Origin of the sequence: Parasalinivibrio latis (genome assembly GCF_036825535.1) — a bacterium.
Classification (GTDB): domain Bacteria; phylum Pseudomonadota; class Gammaproteobacteria; order Enterobacterales; family Vibrionaceae; genus Parasalinivibrio; species Parasalinivibrio latis.
In genome coordinates this window covers 1790789-1811168 of record NZ_CP098813.1, presented here as the reverse complement: position 1 = coordinate 1811168, position 20380 = coordinate 1790789, and the positions used below count along the sequence as shown (strand labels likewise).

Here is a 20380-nt window from a genome sequence, read left to right as displayed (position 1 = left end):
ACATCAGTACTGTGCAAGGGTGCCGAGGTAGTTACGGACTTCTTCCCTTTCAAGCAGCTCGTCGTAATTGTCAGCCTGGGATACGCTCCCTTTCTGGACAAAGATGTAGGACTCACAGATTTCCCGCATAATCTTTATGTGGAACGCCTCGTAGGGGTGAACACACAGCAGTACCAGGCGGCCTTCTGATTTCAGCTTGGCAAAGAAATCCAGCATAAACCCGATGTATCCGTCCTGCGTGTTGAATTGGGGCTCATCAAACAGGTGGATAAGCGGGTAGTCTGTGATTGGCTTTTCCAGCATGAACGAAGGCTTGGTTTTTGCGAAATGCCTTACCTGGTAGGACTGGTGGTAATGAATTGCCAACCGGTCCCTGGATTTGTATTTTACATTGTGAATATTCTGGCCTGCACACAACACTTCGCCGGAGGTCGGTTTGTTCTGGCCTGTAATCAGCTCAAACATGGTCGTTTTGCCGGAACCGTTTGGCCCCATCACACCCACGATTTGAGATTTATCCAATGCAAAGTTGGCTTCAAGACGAAACGTTTCTTCTTTGTTGAGGAAACCTCTTTCGTACACCTTTTTCAGGTTATTCACTTGCAACAGTGGTGTATTCATCATCAGATCCCCAACAAGCTCTTGCGCTTCTCATCGTTTTCCACCAGCTCAGCAGCCGGGCCTTCATGAATTATTTTGCCGTGATCCATGATGTAGACACGGTCGCTGACCTTGAGTGCACTGAGTGCATTTTGCTCAACGACCAGAACTGCAATACCTTCCTGTTTCAGGCGGGTGATGGTGTTCATTACATCCTGCACGATTTTCGGGGCAAGCCCTTGTGATGGCTCATCAAAAAGAACCAGACCTGGTGAACCAAGCAATGCACGGGATATCGCCACCATCTGCATTTCCCCCCCAGAGAGGTTTTCGCAGTCGCGATCCATCAGGTATTCCAGCGCAGAGAAAATGTCGAACATTTCCTTTTCATGCCATTCACGGAAGCGGGTTTTCTTTTTTCCCAGCTTCAGGTTGGCACTGACCTTCATGGTCGGGAAAATCCGGCGGTCATCCGGTACCCAACCAATGCCGGCATTGGCAATGTCGTGTGTTTCTGCGTGAGTTATCGTTTTGCCATCAAACTGGATTTCGCCTTTTTTGGGCGGTGTCAGGCCCAGAATAGACCGCAACGTTGTGGTTTTACCTGCACCGTTTGGACCCAACAGCGCAACAACTTCGCCCTCATTCACTTTGATGGATGCGCCAAAAAGTGCCTGTGTTTCGCCGTAATAGGTTTCAATATTCGAGACATTCAGCATCAGACTACTTCTCCCAATGTTGAGGCTTTTACCCAATCATTTTGACCAAGCTCAGACGGGGTACCAGAGGCGATTACCTGACCCCAGTGGATGACAGAAATGGTGTCGGCAAGACCGAACAGGAATTCCATATCGTGCTCAATCACAACGATGGAGTAGTGGCGCTTAAGCTCAGCAATCAATTCCGCCAGCCTTGCGGTACCATCGGCTCCCAACCCTTGTGTCGGTTCGTCAAGAAACAACAGTTTGGGGTCAGAGGCGAGGGCAACACCGATTTCCAGCGCCCGGCGTTCTCCGTATGGCATGTTGCCCGCCAAGGTGTACTCCCGGCCGGAAAGACCGACTTTCTCAAGAACCATGGCGGCTTTGTCGATAGCTGCCGAATTAGCATTGATGTCGTGGAACGGGTTAAAGCTGCGTTGGATTGAATCCGGCAGTGCAACCAGAATGTTTTCCAGTGCAGTGAACTCATCAAAGAGGTTCATGATCTGGAAGGAACGGGAAATGCCCATCGCCGCTATTTGGCGCGGTGGCAATCCAGTGATGTCCTTTCCTTCAAATATCACTTTGCCGCTGTTTGGCTTGTAGTGGCCGGTGAGGACGTTAAAACAGGTAGATTTACCTGCCCCGTTCGGGCCCATGATGCCGCTGAGCTGCCCTTCTTCAAATGACAGGGTTATGTCTTCAAGGACAACCTGGTCACCAAAGCGTTTTTGCAGGTGGGTTGCTTCAAATAATGCCATTTTTTAACCCTCCGCTTTGGTGTTGGTAAGTGGTTTTTGTGCTGGTTGGCCTTTTTTCTTGTCAAGCCAGGCACCAAAATCCTGCGCCATGCCGGCAATACCTTCTGGTTTGAACAGAATGACGGCCATGAACATCAACCCGTACCAAAGCAGCCAGGTTTCAGTGATGGAACCAAGCAAGTCTCTGGCAAGGAAGAATACTACCGCGCCGATGACCGGGCCCCAGAAGCTGACGAAACCGCCGCCAATCAGGGTCAGCATCACGATGAAGCCTGACGCGTGAAGGCTCATAACATCCGGGTAAGCACTCTCCTGGATAATTGCCAGCAAACCGCCAGCTACGCCGGCAATGGCACCGGATAGCATGAATACACTCCATTTCACGAGCCACACGTTATAGCCAACAAAACCGGCACGCATTTCGTTCATGCGTACTGCCTGCAAGGCTTTTCCGTACGGTGAGTGTGTCAGACGCCACAAGCCGATGGTGACTACAACCACGAGGAGGAAGATGAAATAGAACAGATTAATCGGATCTCTCAGGCTGATATCAAACAGCCCGAATGGCACTTCCGCCCGGCTGATGTTAAGCAGGCCGTCTTCTCCTCCGGTGAGGGAATGCCAGCGTATGGCAATAAACCAGAACACCTGACCAAAAGCGATGGTCATCAAGGCGTAGTAAATACCCCGGCGATGAGAAAGGAAGCACGCAACGATGCCTGCTGCAATTGCACCCGCAACGGCAGAGATGGCAAGTGCTGTCCACACGTTGTCTATCAGTCCGAGATAGGTAAGGCCATAGGCGTAGGCTCCAACCCCGAAGTAGGCACCATGCCCGAAGGACGGCAAGCCGGTGTAACCGAGGAGCAGGTTGTATCCCAGGGCGTATATCATCCAGATGGCAATTTCAGTTCCCAGATAGTGGTACAGGCCCACAGAAGGTCCCCAGAATGGAAATGTTCCGAGCAAAAGGAAAAATATGACCATCTGCTTTGTTATTACGGGTGTTTTCTTTGTCATTACTTTGGTCATATCAGTTCTCCAGCGTACTCTTTTTGCCTACCAGACCGCGGGAGCGGAACGTGATAATCACGATCAGCAGGATGTACATAGACAGCATTGACCACTGCGTGGCGTAAGCACCCACAATGGCGACGACAAGCCCGACAAGGATCCCTGCGATAACTGCGCCCCAGAAACTGCCAATGCCTCCGAGCACGATGATGACAAATGCCGGGATAACGACATCTACACCGATGTGTGGACGTAACCCCCAGATAGGTGTCAGGGTGATACCGGCAACCGCTGCGAGCAGTGCGCCGAATGCGAAAATGTAAAGCCTCAGGCGGGTGAGGTTTACGCCAAGTGCGCGAACCATTTCGCTGTCGTGAGCACCGGCTTTAATGATGTTTCCGTACGGGGTTTTCTCAAGGAAAAGCCAGACCAGAAGGATCATCAGGATGCCGAAGCCCGCAGCATAAAAACGGTAGGTTGAGTAAATCATTCCGCCGGAGATAAATGCCCCGCTGATAGCCTCGGGTACAGGAAGGAGTTGTTCTCCCGAGCCCCAGACAATGCGAATGATTTCTTCGATAACCAGTGCTGCACCGAAGGTAAGCAGAAGCCCGTATTCGGCTTTCTTTCCATAGGTGCGGCGCATACATATCTCAAGCAACATGCCGATAGCGGCAACCAGAATGGGTGCAAACAGAAGCCCCACAATGTAGCGGGAGGCGAGTGGCAACCCGGTGTACCAGTCCCCAAAGGGACCGAGGTAAGAAGGATCAGGCGCAATGATAGTCATTGCAAAATAGGCACCTAGTGCAAAAAGAGAACCATGGGCCAGGTTGATGAGCTCCATCACACCAACGATAAGCATGAAACCAAGCGCAATGAGCGCGAACAATAGTCCCAGGCTCAACCCGTTAATAATGTGGGGCAATAAGCTAGAAAAGATATCCATAATGTACCTATAACAACGTACTTGTTTTTGTTATCCAGACACCTGATAAATGCCCGGTTTCTCTTAGCAGAGAAACCGGGAAGCGCAGATTTAAGGTGTATAGACAGGGGTGTCCTCAAAGCTTTCGAGCTTGCAGGTAGCATCAGCTTTTGTGTCTGCGACCTGATCAGGCGATGTATGGGCGATCATCAGGAACATGTCGTCCTTGCCTGATGGCTGAGGATTTTTCGTTGCCAGGTACACCGTTTGTTGCATCTGGTGTGTTTTAGGATTCATCCAGGCATCGTCATGCTGCATACGGGTTTCAGCCGGAATACGCAGTTTTTCGAGCTCTTTGATGACAGCATGGTTATTGGTGGTGCCGGCACGCTCAACGGCTTCCAACAGTGAGCGTGTTGCCCAGTAGCCGTTAAAGAACACGTTGCCAGGTACTTTCATTTTTGTATCCGGGTAGGTGTCCTGGTACTTCTTGACGAAATCTTTCACGCCAGGGAGATCCAAGCCGTAATACCAGGTAGTGCCAAATACACCAAACAGGTTTTCAGTTGGCAGGCCGTAAACATCCGGCCAGTCCTGTTGGTTATTGATCCAAGCGTAGTTGTCACCCATGTCCAGTTGGGCAATTTGTGAGCGCATGGCTTTTTGGTCATCACCACCAACCGCGGCTGCGATAACATCCGGGTTTGTTTGCTGGACTTTCAGAAGGACAGATGCGAAATCACGGGTTCCCTGCGGAACCAGGATGTTGTCCATGATGTTTGCACCGTTTGCTTCTGCGATCTTCTTGGTTGCTGCGGTGGTATCGTGACCCCAAACATAGTCATTAGTAACCAGCAGCATGTTTTTACCGTAGGTTTCGAGAGAGTTTTTGATTGCTGCCTGTGCAAAGTTGGAACCATTTGCATCCCAAACGAATTTAACGCGGTGGCAGTTCTTACCTGACTCTGTCGGGGAACTGGAGTTGGTGTTCATGTAAATAACACCGTGGCTCTGAGCAACCTGTGAAATGGCGTTTGCAACCCCAGAGCTTACTGCACCGACGAGAAATGCAACCTTGTCACGGGTGATCATTCTCTCCGCTACACGGGAGCCGGTTGCAGGGGTGGTTTCAGTATCAATATGAATGGTTTCGATTTTACGGCCGAGTACACCGCCTTTTTCGTTGAACTCGTTAATGGCCATCAACATACCACGGCGGTCAGAAGCGCCGCTGTTGGCGTATTGACCACTTGAATCAGAGGTAAATCCAATAACAAGAGGGGCTTTCTCATCAGCAGAAGAAATGCCAGAGAACATTGCGCTTAAGATGGCTGAAGCCACCAGCGACTTATTAAATATCGCCTTTTGTTTCTTAAACATACATCTATCCCTATTGAAGTATTTATATTTTTTACATCGCCGTCTTCAAATACTAATTAGGTGTAGCGTCAATCAGTATTTTCCAATTTCTAAATTGTTTGCTGTAGCATGCTCTGCAACGATCGCGCCGACCAAGCCATCTTCGTGGCCATTATTAGAGGCACGGACAAATACGTTGAGAACTAATGCTGCAAGCGGTGAGGATACGTTATTGTCGTTGAGCATTTTGTTGAGGTAATTAAGGTCTTTCCTGGCGTTGGCAACGCTGAATTTCATTCCATCAAATGATCCTTCGTCCAGAATGGCAGGAACGATCATCTGAAATATTCCACTGTTACCACCACCGGCGCTGATTACATTCCGGAACCGGTCTAAATCTACACCTGTCGCCTTGCAAGCAGCCATGGCTTCAGCAATTAAACTAGCCTGTCCCATGGTGATAAGGTTGTTGATCAATTTCATCTTGGAGCCTGAGCCTACATCACCCATCAAGAAGATGTTCTCGCAAAATGTCTGAAGCACCGGCTCAATAATGCCGAATAACTCCGGGTCAGCACCAACCATCGTATTAAGCTTGCCTGCCGCTGCTTCAACCGGGGTTCTGGCCAGTGGGGCATCGGCAAATTTGCATCCCTTCTTATTTAGATCAGCCGCAATTTTTTCTACGACAGCTGGCTCCCCGGTAGAGCAATCAATAACAATTTTTCCGTTTAAATTTTCTGATTCAATTAAACCGTTTTCACCATAAACAATGGATTCAACTTGTAGTGAACCTGTGACACAAAGGATAACAATATCCGCTTGGTCGATAATTTCTTTTGGGCTATTTACTTCTGTCGCACCTCTTTTGACAAGGTCATCAAGCCTATCTCTGCTTCGATGAGCCATGGTGACGACATCAAAGTCCTTTTCAATCAGATTCTTGGCCATTCCGTGTCCCATGGCTCCGATTCCGATGAATCCTATTCGATGGTTCATAACCATTCCTTTCTGTGTTGTAGAACAATCTCTGTTAACACAATGTAAATCGTGTGTTTCATTAAGGCAAATAATGAAACGTATATTTCAACTCACTTTGTTAAGTTCATCTCACATTTTCATTTTGCAAACCAAAATATTCTCGAAATAGAGGACTTTTGGCAGTTTGCAAATGTGTGTGGTGGCATATCCTTTTTAATTTAATATGCGCGTGAGTTTATAAAAATTTATACGTTCATTGTTCAATTGTCAGGAATGACTAAATTTTTCTGGTTGTTAGCGATGAAAGAGCAGAGTTTTAAATTTGAGGATATAGAGTGAATTTCAATTGATATTTCATTGGTGATTATGAGTCTGGCCCAATAAAAACAATTAGTTGTGACTGCTTTGGGTTGTAGGGAAGTAAAAATATTCAATAGTGTTTCATATAGCATGGCACAGTTGTTTCATTGACTCTGTTAGATATCAGATAAACCGTTGTAGTTACAGAAGGATAGGAAAGTTTCGTGTAATAACACTTCGTGAAATATACATTTCATTATCATCAATTATCCGAAATGTACGTTTCGATCACAAGTTTTATTTTGATTGGGTGGTAGTGTGAATCGATGTTTCAAAAATATATGTGTTAATTCATTACATAAGTTGACTAATTATATTTTGAGCATGTATTAAAAAATAAGCAAAAATAGAGAGGTTCACATATACCGCACAAAAGATAAGTATCTGATAGATGTTCAATAGGGAAATAAACAATAAAAGCAAAGTCATAGGAGTAGGGTGAAAATTCCGGTATGGTTTTTCTCCCTGTATATTGGGTCTAATGTGGAGGATATATGTCCTACTTAAGATCTGTTACTACAGCAATTTATTCATCAATTGCTTTATTCACGCTTAATACACCTGGAATAGCAGCAGAATACCCAAATCAGAGCTTCACAGAAGAAGAACTGTGGCTGCCAACGCATACAGGTTTTTTAAAGGGTGAAAAAGCAACGGGTTTCCAAAACCAGCCTCATGCCCATGGTGGTTATGTCATTGTTGCCGGGAACGGTACACATATGGCGCTTGATATCACTGATCCTTACAATCCGGTCGTTCATCAGGTAGTAAAAAGTCCTTACCGTACCGTCGATTTGGAAGATCAGCACGACCAGGAGCAGGAAGGTCATACCGTCTCGTTTGCCAAATACCCTGATGGCAGCGAGTACATGGTAACTATTGCCGGTAAGGGCGTTGATATCTGGGATGTCAGCGATATCACTGCAGGTATTGAATATGTTCGCTCTGTTGAGCTGCCGGGCATCAATTATGGTGATGTTGACGGTGCAATATGGGGTGTGGGCTGGCAGGGTAACTACATTTACATTGGCGCAACCAACAATGGCCTCTATGTCATTGACGCGACTGATCCAACCCAGCCTGTTGATGCCGTTTCACCTGAATCTCCGGATTCCTATTCTTCTGTGCCAATCAGCAACTGGGACGGTATTAAGGTAGGGCAGGTTTTCCCAATCGGTAACCTTCTTCCGTTTGGTACGCCCAAGGTGAGCACCGGCTTGGTGACACTGGATATTCAACGCCCCGGCTCACCCATCACTCTTGATACTGCTCATTGTGATCATGGTTCATACATCACCTGGTTTTACGGGAAGTGGTTTTTCTGTCAGGCCGGGTTGTCATCTTACGATGTGACCTCTGACCCGGGTAATATCACCCATGTGGCGACACCAGGCGGAAGTACCAGTGAGTACCTTAACTTTGGTGATGATTATCTGTTTGAGGGAAACCGGCGTCCATACGGTGGTGTAACCAAGTATGACATCACTGACCCGGCCAATCCTGTCAAGCTGGGTAAAGTGAAGCACCCGGTTACCCAAAGCGGAGATGATGACCAATTTTCTGTGAAGGTTGGTAACCTTTTGGTTGTTGCGGATGACGAGAATGACCGTGGGTCATTCGTTGCTGTCCACGATACGGCACCAGATACCAAACCGCCGCGCGTAATGTATGCGAACCCGGTGAACGGTGACTCAGGGCTTTCCCCTCAGAGTCGCGTTGGCGTGTCTTTCAGTGACCAGATCGACCTTCGAACCGTCGATACATCGACCTTTATCGTTCGGGAAGTCGGTGGCTCTGCATTGCCGGGTTATTTCGGTATCAACCACACCGTAGTGAACTTTTCCCCCGTTGGCGGTTTCAAACCGAACACGACCTATGAGGTTGTTTTACCGCAGGGTGGGATAAAAGACCTGGTCGGTAACGGGCTGCAAACCGCTTATACGTCCCAGTTTAGTACCGGGGAGGATGCGAGCCAGCAGGTTACCTTTGAAGCTGAAGATGCCGTGCTGTCAGGTGGTGCTGTAACTGCGACAAACCAGGCTGGTTATTCAGCTGATGGATTTGTGGATTACCCGTCGAATGGCGGTTCTGCTGATTTCATTCTGCCTGAAAGCTTTGCCGGCGGCGTCTATATGCTGAACCTGCGTTTTGCTAATGGCAGCACTGAAGTACGAAAGCTTGATCTGGTACTTAATGGTACATCGCTCAACGAAGCGTTCAGCTTTGAGCCTACCGGCTCATGGACTGCGTGGAGTAATGCCAGCCGGAGAATTGTGTTAGCAAGTGGGACGCAAAGCCTTTCCCTTTCAGGGTTGACGAGTACTGCTGGTCCTAACCTTGATTATATTGAGCTGGTAAGGCTTGGTGATAACCATTCGATGGAAGCTGAAGACGGTACTGTTTCCGACGGTACAACTGTCCAGTCTAGCCATAGTGGGTTTGTAGGTTCCGGGTTTGCTGATTTCCCAACTACCGGTGGTCGTGTCGACTTCGTTGTTGATAATGCAGCAGCAGGTACCTACACGCTTTCTACACGCTATGCGGTTGGTTCAGGTTCGACGCGTTTCTTGTCCGTTGAAGTAAACGGTAATACCGTTACTGGTTCCCTGTCCTTCACACCGACTGGTGATTGGGGCTCTTGGGAACAGGTAGACAGTACAGTGACACTCTTGGATGGCAAAAATACTGTGTCGCTGGTTGGTCTTCCGGATTCGCCTGGGCCAAATGTTGATAACATCAGCCTCAAGAAGCTTGGCGGAAACAGTGCCCTTCAGGCCGAAGATGCCATTCTGTCCGGCGGTATTACGGTGGCATCCGGCAATGTTGGATACATTGGGACTGGTTACGCTGACTACCCATCCAGTGGTGGCGAAGCAACCTTCCTGACAAATGTGGACACCGCGGGTAACTATAATCTGGATATCCGCTATGCCAACGGTGCTTCTGACTCCCGGTATCTGGCGGTCGAAGTAAACGGCGTTGTTATCAATGGCAATACCGAGTTTACGCCACACGGCTGGACGAGCTGGCAAACACTTAGCCGGACGTTGACACTGGATGATGGTCCGGTAACCGTAACCCTTCGTGGCCTTAGCACTCCTGGCCCGAATATCGACCAGATATTCTTGTCTGCCGGTTCTGAACCTGCGCCGCTGGCCTGTTCGGTAGATGCGCTGACACCGATTGAACTTGGTCAAAGTGTTAACTTTAACGGAGCATCTGAGGATGAGGCGACCTTTGCCTGGAACTTTGGTGATGGTACAACATCGTCGGATTCTACAGCATCCGGTATTACGCATACCTACAGCGATCCTGGCCGGTACAATGTGCTGCTTACGGTTAAAAAGGGTGCCCGTATTGCTCAGTGTTCTGCCGTACAGATTGTCCACAACCCACTGACATCTGGTAAGCCTTCATCTTCAAGTTCTATCATTGTTGATGAAAACCGAAGCCGTGTCTGGGTGGTCAACTCTGACAGCAATACCGTGACTGCCATTAATGCCGACTCGTCAAACAAAGAGTTTGAAGTTGCGGTGGGTCTTGACCCGCGTACTTTGGCGCTGGCAAACGACGGTTCTGTTTGGGTAACAAACTACGACAATCATTCCATCAGCGTGCTCGATGGTGTAAGCGGCCAATTGCTTGACACTGTCGCGTTGCCGTATGGTTCCCAGCCATTTGGCATTGTCTTTTCACCAAACGGCAATCAAGGCTATGTTGCACTTCAGGCGACCGGTCAGCTGGTGGAACTGGATCCGGTAACGCGCAGTGTTTCACGTACACTGGACTTCGGTCCTGATGCTGCGGGAATCGTTCCTATGCTGAGGGGCGTTGCAGTGTCGGCAGATTCAAGCCGAGTGTTTGTTACCCGGTTCGTGTCTCCTTCAGCGAACGCTGAGGTGTATGAAGTCAATGCAAGCTCGTTCTCTCTTACCCGGACCTTTGCTCTGGCGAACGACTTGGGTGAAGCGAACGTCAGTGACCCTGATAACTCGTTCAACTCCCGTGGTGTGCCTAATTACCTGAGTTCGGTTGTTATTTCGCCGGACGGTAAGCGGGCATGGATGCCATCGAAGAAGGACAATGTTGATCGCGGCCTGTTTAAAGATGGTCGTACTCCTTCGTTCGAAAGCACTACACGGACAATCATTTCCCCAATTGATCTGGTAGCAAACACTGAACTGGCTGATGACAGGGTAGATTTTAACGACTCTGATTCTGCAAATGCCGCAGTGTTCAGCCAATACGGTGACCTTCTCTTTGTTGCCTTGCAGGGCTCAAATGAGGTGGCTGTGGTTGATGCCAATCAGGGAACCGTTATTGCTACCCTTATGACAGAAGCTGCTCCACAGGGCCTGGCGCTCAGCAATGATGGCAAGCTTTACGTCAATAATTTCCTGTCACGCTCGGTTTCAACTTTTGATGTCAATGCCATTCTCAATGGCGGCGGCAACGTGGTTGGCACACCGAAATCGACGGATGTTGTTGCCAATGAGCTGTTGTCAGCGACGGTACTCGAAGGTAAGAAAATCTTCTACCAGGCGTCTGATTTGCGAATGAGCAATGACGGATACCTGAGCTGCGCCAGCTGTCACCTTGATGGTGGTTCAGACCACCGGGTGTTTGACTTCACCAACCGTGGTGAAGGCCTGCGCAACACCACGACACTTCGTGGCAGAAAGGGTACCGGGCACGGACCGGTTCACTGGACAGGTAACTTCGACGAAATCCACGATTTCGAGCATGACATGCGTGCGAATTTCGGCGGCCGTGGTTTCCTCAGTGACGACCAGTTTAATACCGGTACGCGCAACCAGCCATTGGGTGATCCAAAAGCCGGCGTGAATGCCAGCCTGGATGCGTTGTCTGCTTATGTCACTTCGCTTGCGGATGTGCCACCGAGCCCATTGCGTGATGCGGGTGGTATGCCTACTGCTGACGCTCTCGCGGGTAAAGCCGTATACGACTCCCTGAACTGCAGTTCCTGCCACAGCGGGCCGGAGTATACCGACAGTGCTCTCGATGTGAGACATGATGTCGGTACTTTAACAGCAGGTTCGGGTCAACGTTTGGGCGCCTCTCTGGATGGTATTGATACCCCGACGCTTAAAGGTGTTTGGAATACTGCACCTTACCTGCATGATGGTTCTGCCAACACACTGTATGACGTGATCAATAACAGTGCGCACGGAAATGCATCGTCTCTGAGTCAGGGTAGCAAGGACAAACTGGTTGCGTTCCTGCTGCAACTTGACGACAGCGATGCACCTCTTGAAGCTGAAAGTGCAGCACTGAGTGGTGGTGCGGTTACAGCCAGCAATCATGGCGGTTATTCCGGAAGCGGCTTCGTTGATTACCCGTCATCTGGCGGTGAGGCATCGTTCTCAGTCAATGCAGATTCTGCAGGCAGCTATGTCCTTGCGATCCGCTACGCTAACGGCGGTGGTTCAAACCGTTCGCTTAACGTTGAAGTGAATGGTTCACAGGTTTCTACTGTCTCGTTTGCACCAAGCGGCAGCTGGGCAACGTGGAAAGTAGAGCTGGTGGAGATAACACTCAACAGCGGCGCAAACACTGTTTCTCTGGTTGGCCTTACCAGTTCTGGTGGTCCAAACGTAGATGCGGTAACAGTACGTAAATAAAAACCTCAATGACTGACGGAAAGGCTCCTTATTTGATAAGGAGCCTTTTTTTTAGAGAGTTATTTTTTCTTAAATACCCCGTAGTAACTCAGGTAACCGAAACACACCCATAAAACAAGCAATGTAGAAACAGCAATTTCTACCGCGCCCAGCGAATGCAGCCAGTTCCAGTGAGGGTGTTCAGTCGATAGTGTTTCGTTAAGCCGGGCCATTGCGACTGCACTGATCACGGAAGGAAAGGTTACTGCCGCAATGGATGGTTGGAATGGCAACCGTAAAAGGTAGAAGTAACAGATATACACGAAGATGGTCATGGTAATGGCAACTCCCCCCAATGCGCCCGCCAGGATCAGGTCCGGGTTAGGGTAAGTGACTAGATAGGCGGCGAGGGCGAGGTTAACCGGGGCCGCCATAATTGCCACTGTAGGTCGGGCCTGGAAAGGCAGACGCCCGAAAAAACAAAGCCGGTATAACACCACGGGTAACATAACGAAGTAGATAGCGATGCAAACCAGGGCTTTTGACTGTGCAAAATCGATATGGCCCAGCGCCGGTCCGGCCAATGTACCGCTAATCGCACCTACCGGATACAGAAACCAGCTGGGGTATATATTCTTGAATTGGAACTTTACTGCCTGAAGCACGAAAAACGTGACTCCCATTCCAATGTGCAGTATGAGAGTTGGATACCACAACAAGGACGCAATTTCTGTACTGTAACCAGCCAGATAGTCAGCAAGGACAAAAATTGTCATTGTCATGGGCGCCATCAGGCTACCGTAAAGTGGGTCAGACAGTTCGGTGAGAAACCGTTTTGGCTCAAGAAAATATTTCAGCCACACAGCACCAACAAGAAAAGTCCCAGCTATTGCGCTCAATGGTCGAAGCCAATCCCCAATAGATGGGAAATAGAGTGACCACGCAAGTCCAAGGCCGACAACGGCAAGTGCCAGCGAGGCCTGTGCTGTGGGAACAAATCGAAACGGGGAGAAGCCAATTAATGACATAAGATCCGGAAAAATTCGTTATTTTGGCGGAAAAGAGGGACGCAGATACGGCTTTGTGGTTGGACTATATCAAGGTTGACAGCAATGTCACTCCAAAAGGCGGTGAATGCGTTATCAGTTTAATTAAGCGTGATCCAAATCTCCGCTTTACACTGGCTCCTTACCAATTAAGTGCAAAATTTCTGCCACTGCGAAACATGATGGTACGAGTATTGAAGTGCATATTCCGCGCCGAACCAACTGGCGTGCATTGATTGTAAGATATATCTGTACAGCACTTCTCATTTCAGGATAAAGGGCTGGAAAGCCCGGGTGAGCTGGACAATACTGACATTGCGGTTGGCAAAGAGTTTATAGTCAGGTAAACAAACATTCAGGAACAACCAACTGCAAGACAATTTGGAACGTACAAAGATACGCTTAAATGCGTAAAGTGTTTCTCTCCTAGCCCTGCGTAAATTTGGGTGTCCGCCACAACCCTAGTTCTTAGACGGTGGTGAGACATGAGAACTCCGCGTAAGGAGTAATGGCAGGGCAGTTTCATCAAATACGAGCACACTCGAAGGCTGTTTCCGACAGCTTAAATGCACAGTTACAAATGTCCTCACCGCCATCCACCCGGATGGCGGTATTTGTTTGTGCTTACAGTTAAACAATACGAGCGGCACTGTGAATCGTGACTGGGTTCATAGTTGCATATTCTCTGTTGCTAAAATAATCATTTATCTGATCAAATTCACTTGAATGATGAAACCCAATGTAATAAATATAGGTAAAGGTTGATGACCTGACGGCAACAGCATCAAGTAGGTCTGTTCAGCCTTCGCAAGCAGGGTTGTTTAGTTACATCATCGTGTTTCTGCATACCTTGGCCCTTCGTGGCTTTAGCTTGGTTTCGTGAACCCTCCTCACCACCGGGTTGTTTGCTTTCATATTGAAAGCTATCCGTTAAATAAAGCACGCCAGGTTTGCGTATCAACCTGGTGACTTTGGGAGACGTACCGGATGGTGAGATAACAAAAATAAGAGGTGCGCTATGTCAAAAAGCAGACATCGTCGTAGCTGGTTTTTCCATAAGAACCGCGACGATAACAAAAACCGCTTTTCAAGACCGCATTAAAAAGAAGCCATAAACGCTTAGCGTTTATGGCTTAAGTTTTTCTGGGCTTCCTAAAACAGGAAAAGAAAACGGCTATCGGTGATTAATCTTCAGAAGTCGCCCCAATCTTGTGAATGGCAATATCAGCTCCGTTGTACTCATCTTCTTCACTCAGTCGGATGCCGGATACCTTGTTAACTGCCGTGTAGACAACCCATCCACCGACAAAGGCAATAACGACACCCGCAACAGTACCGATAAGCTGTGAGGCAAGGCTGACTCCACCTAAACCGCCAAGAGCTTCGGCACCGAAAATACCGGCAGCGATCCCACCCCAAACGCCACATACGCCATGAAGAGGCCACACACCCAATACATCATCGATGTGGAACCGGTTTTGAATCAGAGTAAACAGCCATACGAAAAGTACACCCGCTATACCGCCGGTGATAAGTGCACCGATAGGGTGCATGAGATCGGATCCGGCACAAACGGCAACCAATCCGGCCAGTGGACCGTTGTGCAAGAAACCAGGGTCATTTTTACCTGCGATCAGTGACGTGATGATACCGCCGACCATTGCCATTAACGTGTTCACTGCAACAAGGCCGCTGATGCCATCCATTGTCTGTGCCGACATGACATTGAACCCAAACCAGCCCACGGTCAGGATCCAGGCGCCGAGTGCCAGGAACGGAATATTTGATGGGGCAAAAGCAATCAGTTTTCCCCCACGGTAACGGCCTTTACGCACACCAAGGATCAGAATAGCCGCCAGTGCGATCCATCCGCCTACTGCATGTACAACTACGGAACCGGCAAAATCATGGAAACCGGCTCCAAATGTCTCCTCCAACCACGCCTGGAAACCGAAGTTTCCATTCCAAATGAGCCCCTCAAAAAACGGATAGACAAAAGCAACAATCGAGGCTGCCGCAATAAGCATGGGTGTAAACTTGGCGCGCTCTGCGACACCACCAGAAATAATGGCTGGAATGGCAGCGGCGAAAGTCATCAGGAAGAAGAACTTCACCAGTTCATAGCCGTTTCCTTCTGAGAGTACGCTGGCACTGCTGAAAAAAGTGGTGTCGTAGGCAACCCAGTAGCCGATAAAGAAGTATGCAATAGCTGAAAACCCGAAATCAGACATGATTTTTGCCAGGGCATTGACCTGGTTTCGATGACGGACTGTACCTACTTCCAGAAATGCAAAACCGGCATGCATTGCCAGTACCATAATGGCGCCAATCAAAATAAAGAGCGTGTTTGCGCTCTCAGACAGCGTTTGAATCGCGCTACTGATGTTATCCACGTTGTTTTTCCTCTACTTCCATGAGAACTAAAATTTCCTTTTTGCAGTAAAAGCACAAAGTGTGCCTTAGTGTTATTTTTCAGTGCGGATCCAGCCCAAATTCATGCAACCCATACATAACAAATTGAAATAAAACGGGTATTCAAGAGTGGCTTAACGAATGGAGCGCTTGGGTGTTTAACAAATAAATAACCACAGTGCTTCAAAGTTGTGCAAGTTAAGCGCGATTAATGCACTAATGTGGTGCTTTTGTGGTCTTTTTCGGTGCGTAATGGAGGTGAAAAGGTATATTTTGCGTTCCAATTATATTTGGCCAGAAAGAAAGCAGCCGGATAAATACCTTATCTGTTACTATTAACAGGCTAATTTCAAAGCAAATAGTGGACGTGTACGGCATCCATTTCTTCTTATGCATTCAACTGGGCCGTACAGGAACGCACAAAAAATAAATCATGAAGGCTAGTTGTATATGAAACTTTCATTCCCGTTTTTAAAAAAAGCCATTAAACCCTCTGTACTGGTTGCAATATCCGCACTGGTTTCTACACCGGTTTTTGCAAAAGATATTACGGTTTTTGCTGCAGCATCAATGACCAACGCTCTTAACCAAATTGTCGATATTTATAACAAAGACCATGCTGACAAAGCCGTTGTGTCCTATGCCTCATCGTCCACTTTGGCACGACAGATTTCACAGGGAGCGCCAGCAGATATCTACATTTCCGCAAATGAGAGATGGATGGATTACCTGCAGAAGCAAGGTTTGTTAAATGACCGCAGAGATCTCGCAGCCAATGAATTGGTTATTGTGTCATCACTGGACAACGTGAAAAAAGTTGTGCCTGATGCCAAGGGAATTGAAGACATTAATAAAGCAGGGCGTATTGCTGTCGGGGACCCCCAACATGTACCCGCTGGTATCTACGCTAGGCAGACGCTGGAATCCCTTGGTGTATGGAACAAAGTCCAGAACAACCTTGCCCGTGCCAACAATGTAAGAAGCGCTTTGGCGTTGGTGGAGCGGGGTGAGTCACCGTACGGCATAGTGTATGAAACAGATGCAGAGGCTGCAAAGAATGTCCATATTGTCGCGGTTTTCCCTTCAAGCCTGCATACACCGATTACTTATCCGGCAGCCATGATTGGAAAAGAGCCTTCGAAGGAAGTAAAAGCGTTTTATCAATTCCTGAATTCTGCGCAAGCAGGTAAGATCCTTCAACAACATGGATTTAGTCTTACAGGCAATCAATAAGCGTGTTTTTATCTGATTACGAATGGCAGGCTCTTACTCTGAGCCTGAAAATCGCAAGTGTGGCAGTGATATTTTCACTGCCATTTGGTATTGGCTTTGCGTGGATTTTGGCAAGAAAGCACTTTCCAGGTAAGGGGCTGCTTGAAGGGGCCATTCATCTGCCACTGGTGTTACCTCCCGTTGTTGTTGGCTATCTTCTGCTGGTGTTCATGGGAAGGCAGGGATTTCTCGGGAAGTGGCTGTATGAAACCCTGGGATTAAGTTTCAGTTTCAGTTGGCGTGGTGCTGCATTGGCAGCGGCTGTTGTTTCCTTTCCATTGATGGTTCGTGCTATTCGTTTATCCATAGAGAATGTCGATAAAAAGCTGGAGCAGGCTGCGCGCACACTGGGTGCGTCACCCTTTAAAGTGTTTTTTACCATTACGCTGCCCCTAACAGTCCCCGGTATTATTTCCGGCGGGATTCTGGCCTTTGCCCGTAGCCTTGGTGAATTTGGTGCGACCATCACCTTTGTTTCTAATATTCCTGGTCAAACACAAACTATTCCGCTGGCTATGTACTCATTTATTGAAACCCCCGGAGCTGAATCGGAAGCTGCGAGACTGTGTGTCATTGCCATTGTTATTGCGTTGCTGTCTTTGATGGGGTCAGAGTGGTTAGCTCGTCGCTCACGACGTAAGCTGGAGGCAAAATGATCCAGATTTCCCTCAGCCAGAACTTCCACACGTTTAAACTGAATGTCGATTTCACCCTGCCAGGTAAAGGAATAACTGCTATTTTTGGCCGATCCGGGTCAGGTAAAACGACGCTGATAAATGCAATAAGCGGACTTTCCAAGCCTGACTGTGGCCGGATTGTGGTTGGTGACAGGAGGCTTTTTGACAGCAAGAACAAAATTTGTCTCCCACCAGAGAAGCGCCGCATTGGATATGTCTTCCAGGACGCACGGCTCTTCCCACATATGACGGTAGAAAAAAACCTCAAGTATGGTGTACGTACCCACAACTTGGAGCGTTGGCAAACTATCTTGGAATTACTGGGAATTGGTCATCTTCTTCAACGCTATCCCGCATCGTTATCAGGGGGGGAAAAACAACGGGTAGGTATTGGGCGAGCACTGCTAAGCGAACCCGAATTGCTGTTAATGGATGAACCACTTGCTTCGCTGGATTTGCCGCGAAAGCGTGAGTTAATGCCTTACCTGAACCGGCTTGCGGCAGCGGTTAATATCCCTATTTTACTGGTTAGCCATAGCCTTGATGAGATCATGCAGCTGGCCGACCATATTGTAATGTTGAATAACGGCCATGTTGTAGCGAAAGGCCCGTTACACGAAATTTGGGGGTCTTCTGCTATGACCCCTTGGTTGCCAGTAAAGGAGCACAGTTCGCTGTTAAACGCTGTGGTTGGTGGGCAGCATGAAAGGTATCCCCTGACCGAGTTGCGCATCGGAAACGGTGAGCCATTGTGGGTAAATGAAGACAATCTGATCGAAGGCAAACACCTGCGTCTCCGTATTTATGCCAATGACGTATCTGTCGCTTTGAAAAAAGCGGAAGGCACCAGTATCCGGAACATCATTCCTGCAAGGGTTTGTAAAATCGTCCGAACCCCGCCGTATGTGCAGGTTGGCCTTGAAATAGGTGATGAATGCCTTTGGGCAAATATCACAGAGTGGGCGGCTGATGAGTTGATGATTTATGAAGGTGATAAAGTTTTTGCACAGGTGAAAGGCGTCAGCGTTGCCCGAGAGGATATGGCGGTAGAAGCTTGAAGAGCTGGTGATAGTCTATTCCACAAAATGCCCGGTATACCGGGCATTTTGCTATTTGGTAAAACACTGTCAGCTATGAGCTTCCACCATATTTGGTTCGGCATCGTTATAGATAGTTTGATCCTGCATACCTAACAGCTTCGATGTTACGGTCCCTGAGGTCATTGAACCGCTCACGTTGATAGCAGTGCGCCCCATATCGATTAGCGGTTCGATAGAAATCAATAATCCTGCCAGTGCGACAGGCATTCCAAGCGTTGACAGTACGATAATCGCAGCGAAGGTTGCACCGCCACCTACACCGGCAATACCGAATGAACTGACAGTTACGACAGCAACCAACGTTGCAATAAAGGCTGGGTCCATCGGGTTGACACCCAATGTAGGCGCAATCATTGTAGCAAGCATTGCCGGGTAGAGGCCGGCGCAACCATTCTGGCCCATGGTCGTGCCGAACGAAGCTGAGAAGTTTGCTACACCCTCATTGTTGCCCAACTGTTTAATCTGGGTATCAATGTTGAGCGGAAGCGTGCCTGCTGAAGAACGTGAGGTAAATGCGAAGGTCAGTACTGGTGCCACTTTCTTGAGGTACTGAACCGGATTCAAGCCTGACAGGGAAATTAAAGCTAGGTGAAGCAGAAAAATCAGGCCAAGGCCAACATACGAACCTACTACAAAGTTCATCAGGTTCAGGATGCTGTCGTAATCAGACGTTGCAATAACCTTCGTCATTAGTGCCATAACACCGTAGGGAGTCAGAGCAAGAACCTTACGAACCATTGCGGCAATGACTGCCTGGGCGACCTGGACAAACTTGATAAAAGCCGCCCCCAGTTCTGGATTGGTTTTGTTTACCGTCATACCGGACAGGCCGATAAAGGTTGAGAAGATTACCACGGCAATTGTGGAGGTAGGGCGGGCGCCGGCCAAATCTGCGAATGGGTTTGCGGGTAGGAAATTCAGAACCATATCAGCAATAGAAAGGTTTGCCAGTGCGCCGGCTCGTTCTTCCAGAGAATGGCCACGGGCAATCTCTTTTGCTCCTTCCACAATACTGTCGGCAGAAAGCCCAAAAATGTGGGTAACAAATACGCCAATAAGCGCAGCGACAGCTGTCGTACCCAAAAGAATACCAATCGACAATGATGAAATTTTGCCAAGAGAAGAGGCATTCTGCACCTTTGTGATAGCACTGACGATAGAAACCAGGATCAAAGGCATCACTATCATTTTCAAAAGCGAAACATAACCGGCGCCGACGACGTTGATGTAGGTAAGTGTGTCAGGAACAACGGAGCTGTTGGAATAGATTAAGTTAAGGGCAGTTCCGAACACCACACCGATGGCGAGACCAAGAAAAACAGATTTGGAAAGAGATTCCGAACGCTTGTGATAACGGAGAACTGCAAGGGTCAGTAAAGCAAAAAGAATCAGGTTAAATACGGTATACATATAGCTTTCCCATCAGGAGTCTACCCGGTTAATTATTCTGTTGGGCAGGAAATAGGTGATCATTATCACTATTTATGATGAGTTGCGTATTCAATTATATTCCAGTTTTGATAGCGAATAAGTTATTTAAATTCCAAA

The 20380-nt window shown here is 48.2% G+C and carries 14 protein-coding genes; 4 read left to right on the top strand and 10 right to left on the bottom strand.

Annotated elements, in window-relative coordinates; translation table 11 throughout:
- Nucleotides 1-3 precede the first annotated feature (3 nt).
- The 7 genes from NF212_RS25100 to NF212_RS25070 form a co-directional block, all read right to left on the bottom strand.
- Nucleotides 4-624 carry an ATP-binding cassette domain-containing protein gene (locus NF212_RS25100; protein ID WP_434361764.1) on the bottom strand — a complete coding sequence of 207 codons (621 nt, stop codon included), beginning with the start codon at nucleotides 622-624 and terminating at the stop codon, nucleotides 4-6.
- Nucleotides 624-1319, bottom strand: a complete 696-nt coding sequence (locus NF212_RS25095; RefSeq protein WP_434361763.1) for an ABC transporter ATP-binding protein — start codon at nucleotides 1317-1319, stop codon at nucleotides 624-626. The genes NF212_RS25100 and NF212_RS25095 overlap by 1 nt, the downstream gene beginning before the upstream one ends.
- Nucleotides 1319-2062 carry an ABC transporter ATP-binding protein gene (locus tag NF212_RS25090; RefSeq protein WP_434361762.1) on the bottom strand — a complete coding sequence of 248 codons (744 nt, stop codon included), beginning with the start codon at nucleotides 2060-2062 and terminating at the stop codon, nucleotides 1319-1321. The genes NF212_RS25095 and NF212_RS25090 overlap by 1 nt, the downstream gene beginning before the upstream one ends.
- A gap of 3 nt (nucleotides 2063-2065) precedes the next feature.
- Nucleotides 2066-3094 (bottom strand): branched-chain amino acid ABC transporter permease, encoded by a 1029-nt coding sequence (locus NF212_RS25085; RefSeq protein ID WP_434361760.1) that lies wholly within the window; start codon nucleotides 3092-3094, stop codon nucleotides 2066-2068.
- Between the two features lies 1 nt (nucleotide 3095).
- Complete coding sequence (locus NF212_RS25080; RefSeq protein ID WP_054669464.1) at nucleotides 3096-4025, bottom strand: branched-chain amino acid ABC transporter permease; 930 nt, start codon at nucleotides 4023-4025, stop codon at nucleotides 3096-3098.
- A gap of 90 nt (nucleotides 4026-4115) precedes the next feature.
- On the bottom strand, nucleotides 4116-5384 hold the full coding sequence (locus NF212_RS25075; RefSeq protein WP_434361759.1) for an ABC transporter substrate-binding protein: 1269 nt from the start codon (nucleotides 5382-5384) through the stop codon (nucleotides 4116-4118).
- A gap of 72 nt (nucleotides 5385-5456) precedes the next feature.
- The gene (locus NF212_RS25070) at nucleotides 5457-6362 is read right to left on the bottom strand and encodes an NAD(P)-dependent oxidoreductase (RefSeq protein ID WP_434361757.1); all 906 of its coding nucleotides are present in this window, start codon (nucleotides 6360-6362) and stop codon (nucleotides 5457-5459) included.
- A gap of 836 nt (nucleotides 6363-7198) precedes the next feature.
- Between NF212_RS25070 and NF212_RS25065 the strand changes: the two genes are divergently transcribed.
- Nucleotides 7199-12346: a carbohydrate-binding protein gene (locus NF212_RS25065; protein ID WP_434361756.1), complete on the top strand. Its 5148-nt coding sequence runs from the start codon at nucleotides 7199-7201 to the stop codon at nucleotides 12344-12346.
- A gap of 59 nt (nucleotides 12347-12405) precedes the next feature.
- Here NF212_RS25065 and NF212_RS25060 read toward each other — a convergent pair whose 3' ends face one another.
- The gene (locus NF212_RS25060; RefSeq protein ID WP_434361754.1) at nucleotides 12406-13353 is read right to left on the bottom strand and encodes a TDT family transporter; all 948 of its coding nucleotides are present in this window, start codon (nucleotides 13351-13353) and stop codon (nucleotides 12406-12408) included.
- Between the two features lie 1202 nt (nucleotides 13354-14555).
- Nucleotides 14556-15764, bottom strand: coding sequence for an ammonium transporter (locus tag NF212_RS25055; protein WP_434361752.1), 1209 nt, complete (start codon nucleotides 15762-15764; stop codon nucleotides 14556-14558).
- A gap of 469 nt (nucleotides 15765-16233) precedes the next feature.
- Between NF212_RS25055 and modA the strand changes: the two genes are divergently transcribed.
- The 3 genes from modA to modC are packed head-to-tail and all read left to right on the top strand — an operon-like array spanning nucleotide 16234 to nucleotide 18790.
- Nucleotides 16234-17016: a molybdate ABC transporter substrate-binding protein gene (modA, locus tag NF212_RS25050; protein ID WP_434361750.1), complete on the top strand. Its 783-nt coding sequence runs from the start codon at nucleotides 16234-16236 to the stop codon at nucleotides 17014-17016.
- Between the two features lie 2 nt (nucleotides 17017-17018).
- The gene (gene modB, locus NF212_RS25045) at nucleotides 17019-17711 is read left to right on the top strand and encodes a molybdate ABC transporter permease subunit (RefSeq protein WP_434361748.1); all 693 of its coding nucleotides are present in this window, start codon (nucleotides 17019-17021) and stop codon (nucleotides 17709-17711) included.
- The gene (gene modC, locus NF212_RS25040; RefSeq protein WP_434361746.1) at nucleotides 17708-18790 is read left to right on the top strand and encodes a molybdenum ABC transporter ATP-binding protein ModC; all 1083 of its coding nucleotides are present in this window, start codon (nucleotides 17708-17710) and stop codon (nucleotides 18788-18790) included. The genes modB and modC overlap by 4 nt, the downstream gene beginning before the upstream one ends.
- Nucleotides 18791-18859: 69 nt before the next feature.
- Here the strand turns inward: modC and NF212_RS25035 are convergent, their stop codons facing one another.
- Nucleotides 18860-20242 carry an L-cystine transporter gene (locus tag NF212_RS25035; RefSeq protein ID WP_434361744.1) on the bottom strand — a complete coding sequence of 461 codons (1383 nt, stop codon included), beginning with the start codon at nucleotides 20240-20242 and terminating at the stop codon, nucleotides 18860-18862.
- Between the last annotated feature and the right edge of the window lie 138 nt (nucleotides 20243-20380).

Bases quoted from the DNA above. Each gene is read 5' to 3' on its own strand.
- NF212_RS25095 (WP_434361763.1), bottom strand. From the start codon at position 1,319: ATGCTGAATGTCTCGAATATTGAAACCTATTACGGCGAAACACAGGCA.
- NF212_RS25035 (WP_434361744.1), bottom strand. From the start codon at position 20,242: ATGTATACCGTATTTAACCTGATTCTTTTTGCTTTACTGACCCTTGCA.
- NF212_RS25075 (WP_434361759.1), bottom strand. From the start codon at position 5,384: ATGTTTAAGAAACAAAAGGCGATATTTAATAAGTCGCTGGTGGCTTCA.
- NF212_RS25090 (WP_434361762.1), bottom strand. From the start codon at position 2,062: ATGGCATTATTTGAAGCAACCCACCTGCAAAAACGCTTTGGTGACCAG.
- NF212_RS25060 (WP_434361754.1), bottom strand. From the start codon at position 13,353: ATGTCATTAATTGGCTTCTCCCCGTTTCGATTTGTTCCCACAGCACAG.
- modA (WP_434361750.1), top strand. From the start codon at position 16,234: ATGAAACTTTCATTCCCGTTTTTAAAAAAAGCCATTAAACCCTCTGTA.
- modC (WP_434361746.1), top strand. From the start codon at position 17,708: ATGATCCAGATTTCCCTCAGCCAGAACTTCCACACGTTTAAACTGAAT.
- NF212_RS25080 (WP_054669464.1), bottom strand. From the start codon at position 4,025: ATGGATATCTTTTCTAGCTTATTGCCCCACATTATTAACGGGTTGAGC.
- NF212_RS25070 (WP_434361757.1), bottom strand. From the start codon at position 6,362: ATGAACCATCGAATAGGATTCATCGGAATCGGAGCCATGGGACACGGA.
- NF212_RS25085 (WP_434361760.1), bottom strand. From the start codon at position 3,094: ATGACCAAAGTAATGACAAAGAAAACACCCGTAATAACAAAGCAGATG.
- NF212_RS25065 (WP_434361756.1), top strand. From the start codon at position 7,199: ATGTCCTACTTAAGATCTGTTACTACAGCAATTTATTCATCAATTGCT.
- NF212_RS25100 (WP_434361764.1), bottom strand. From the start codon at position 624: ATGATGAATACACCACTGTTGCAAGTGAATAACCTGAAAAAGGTGTAC.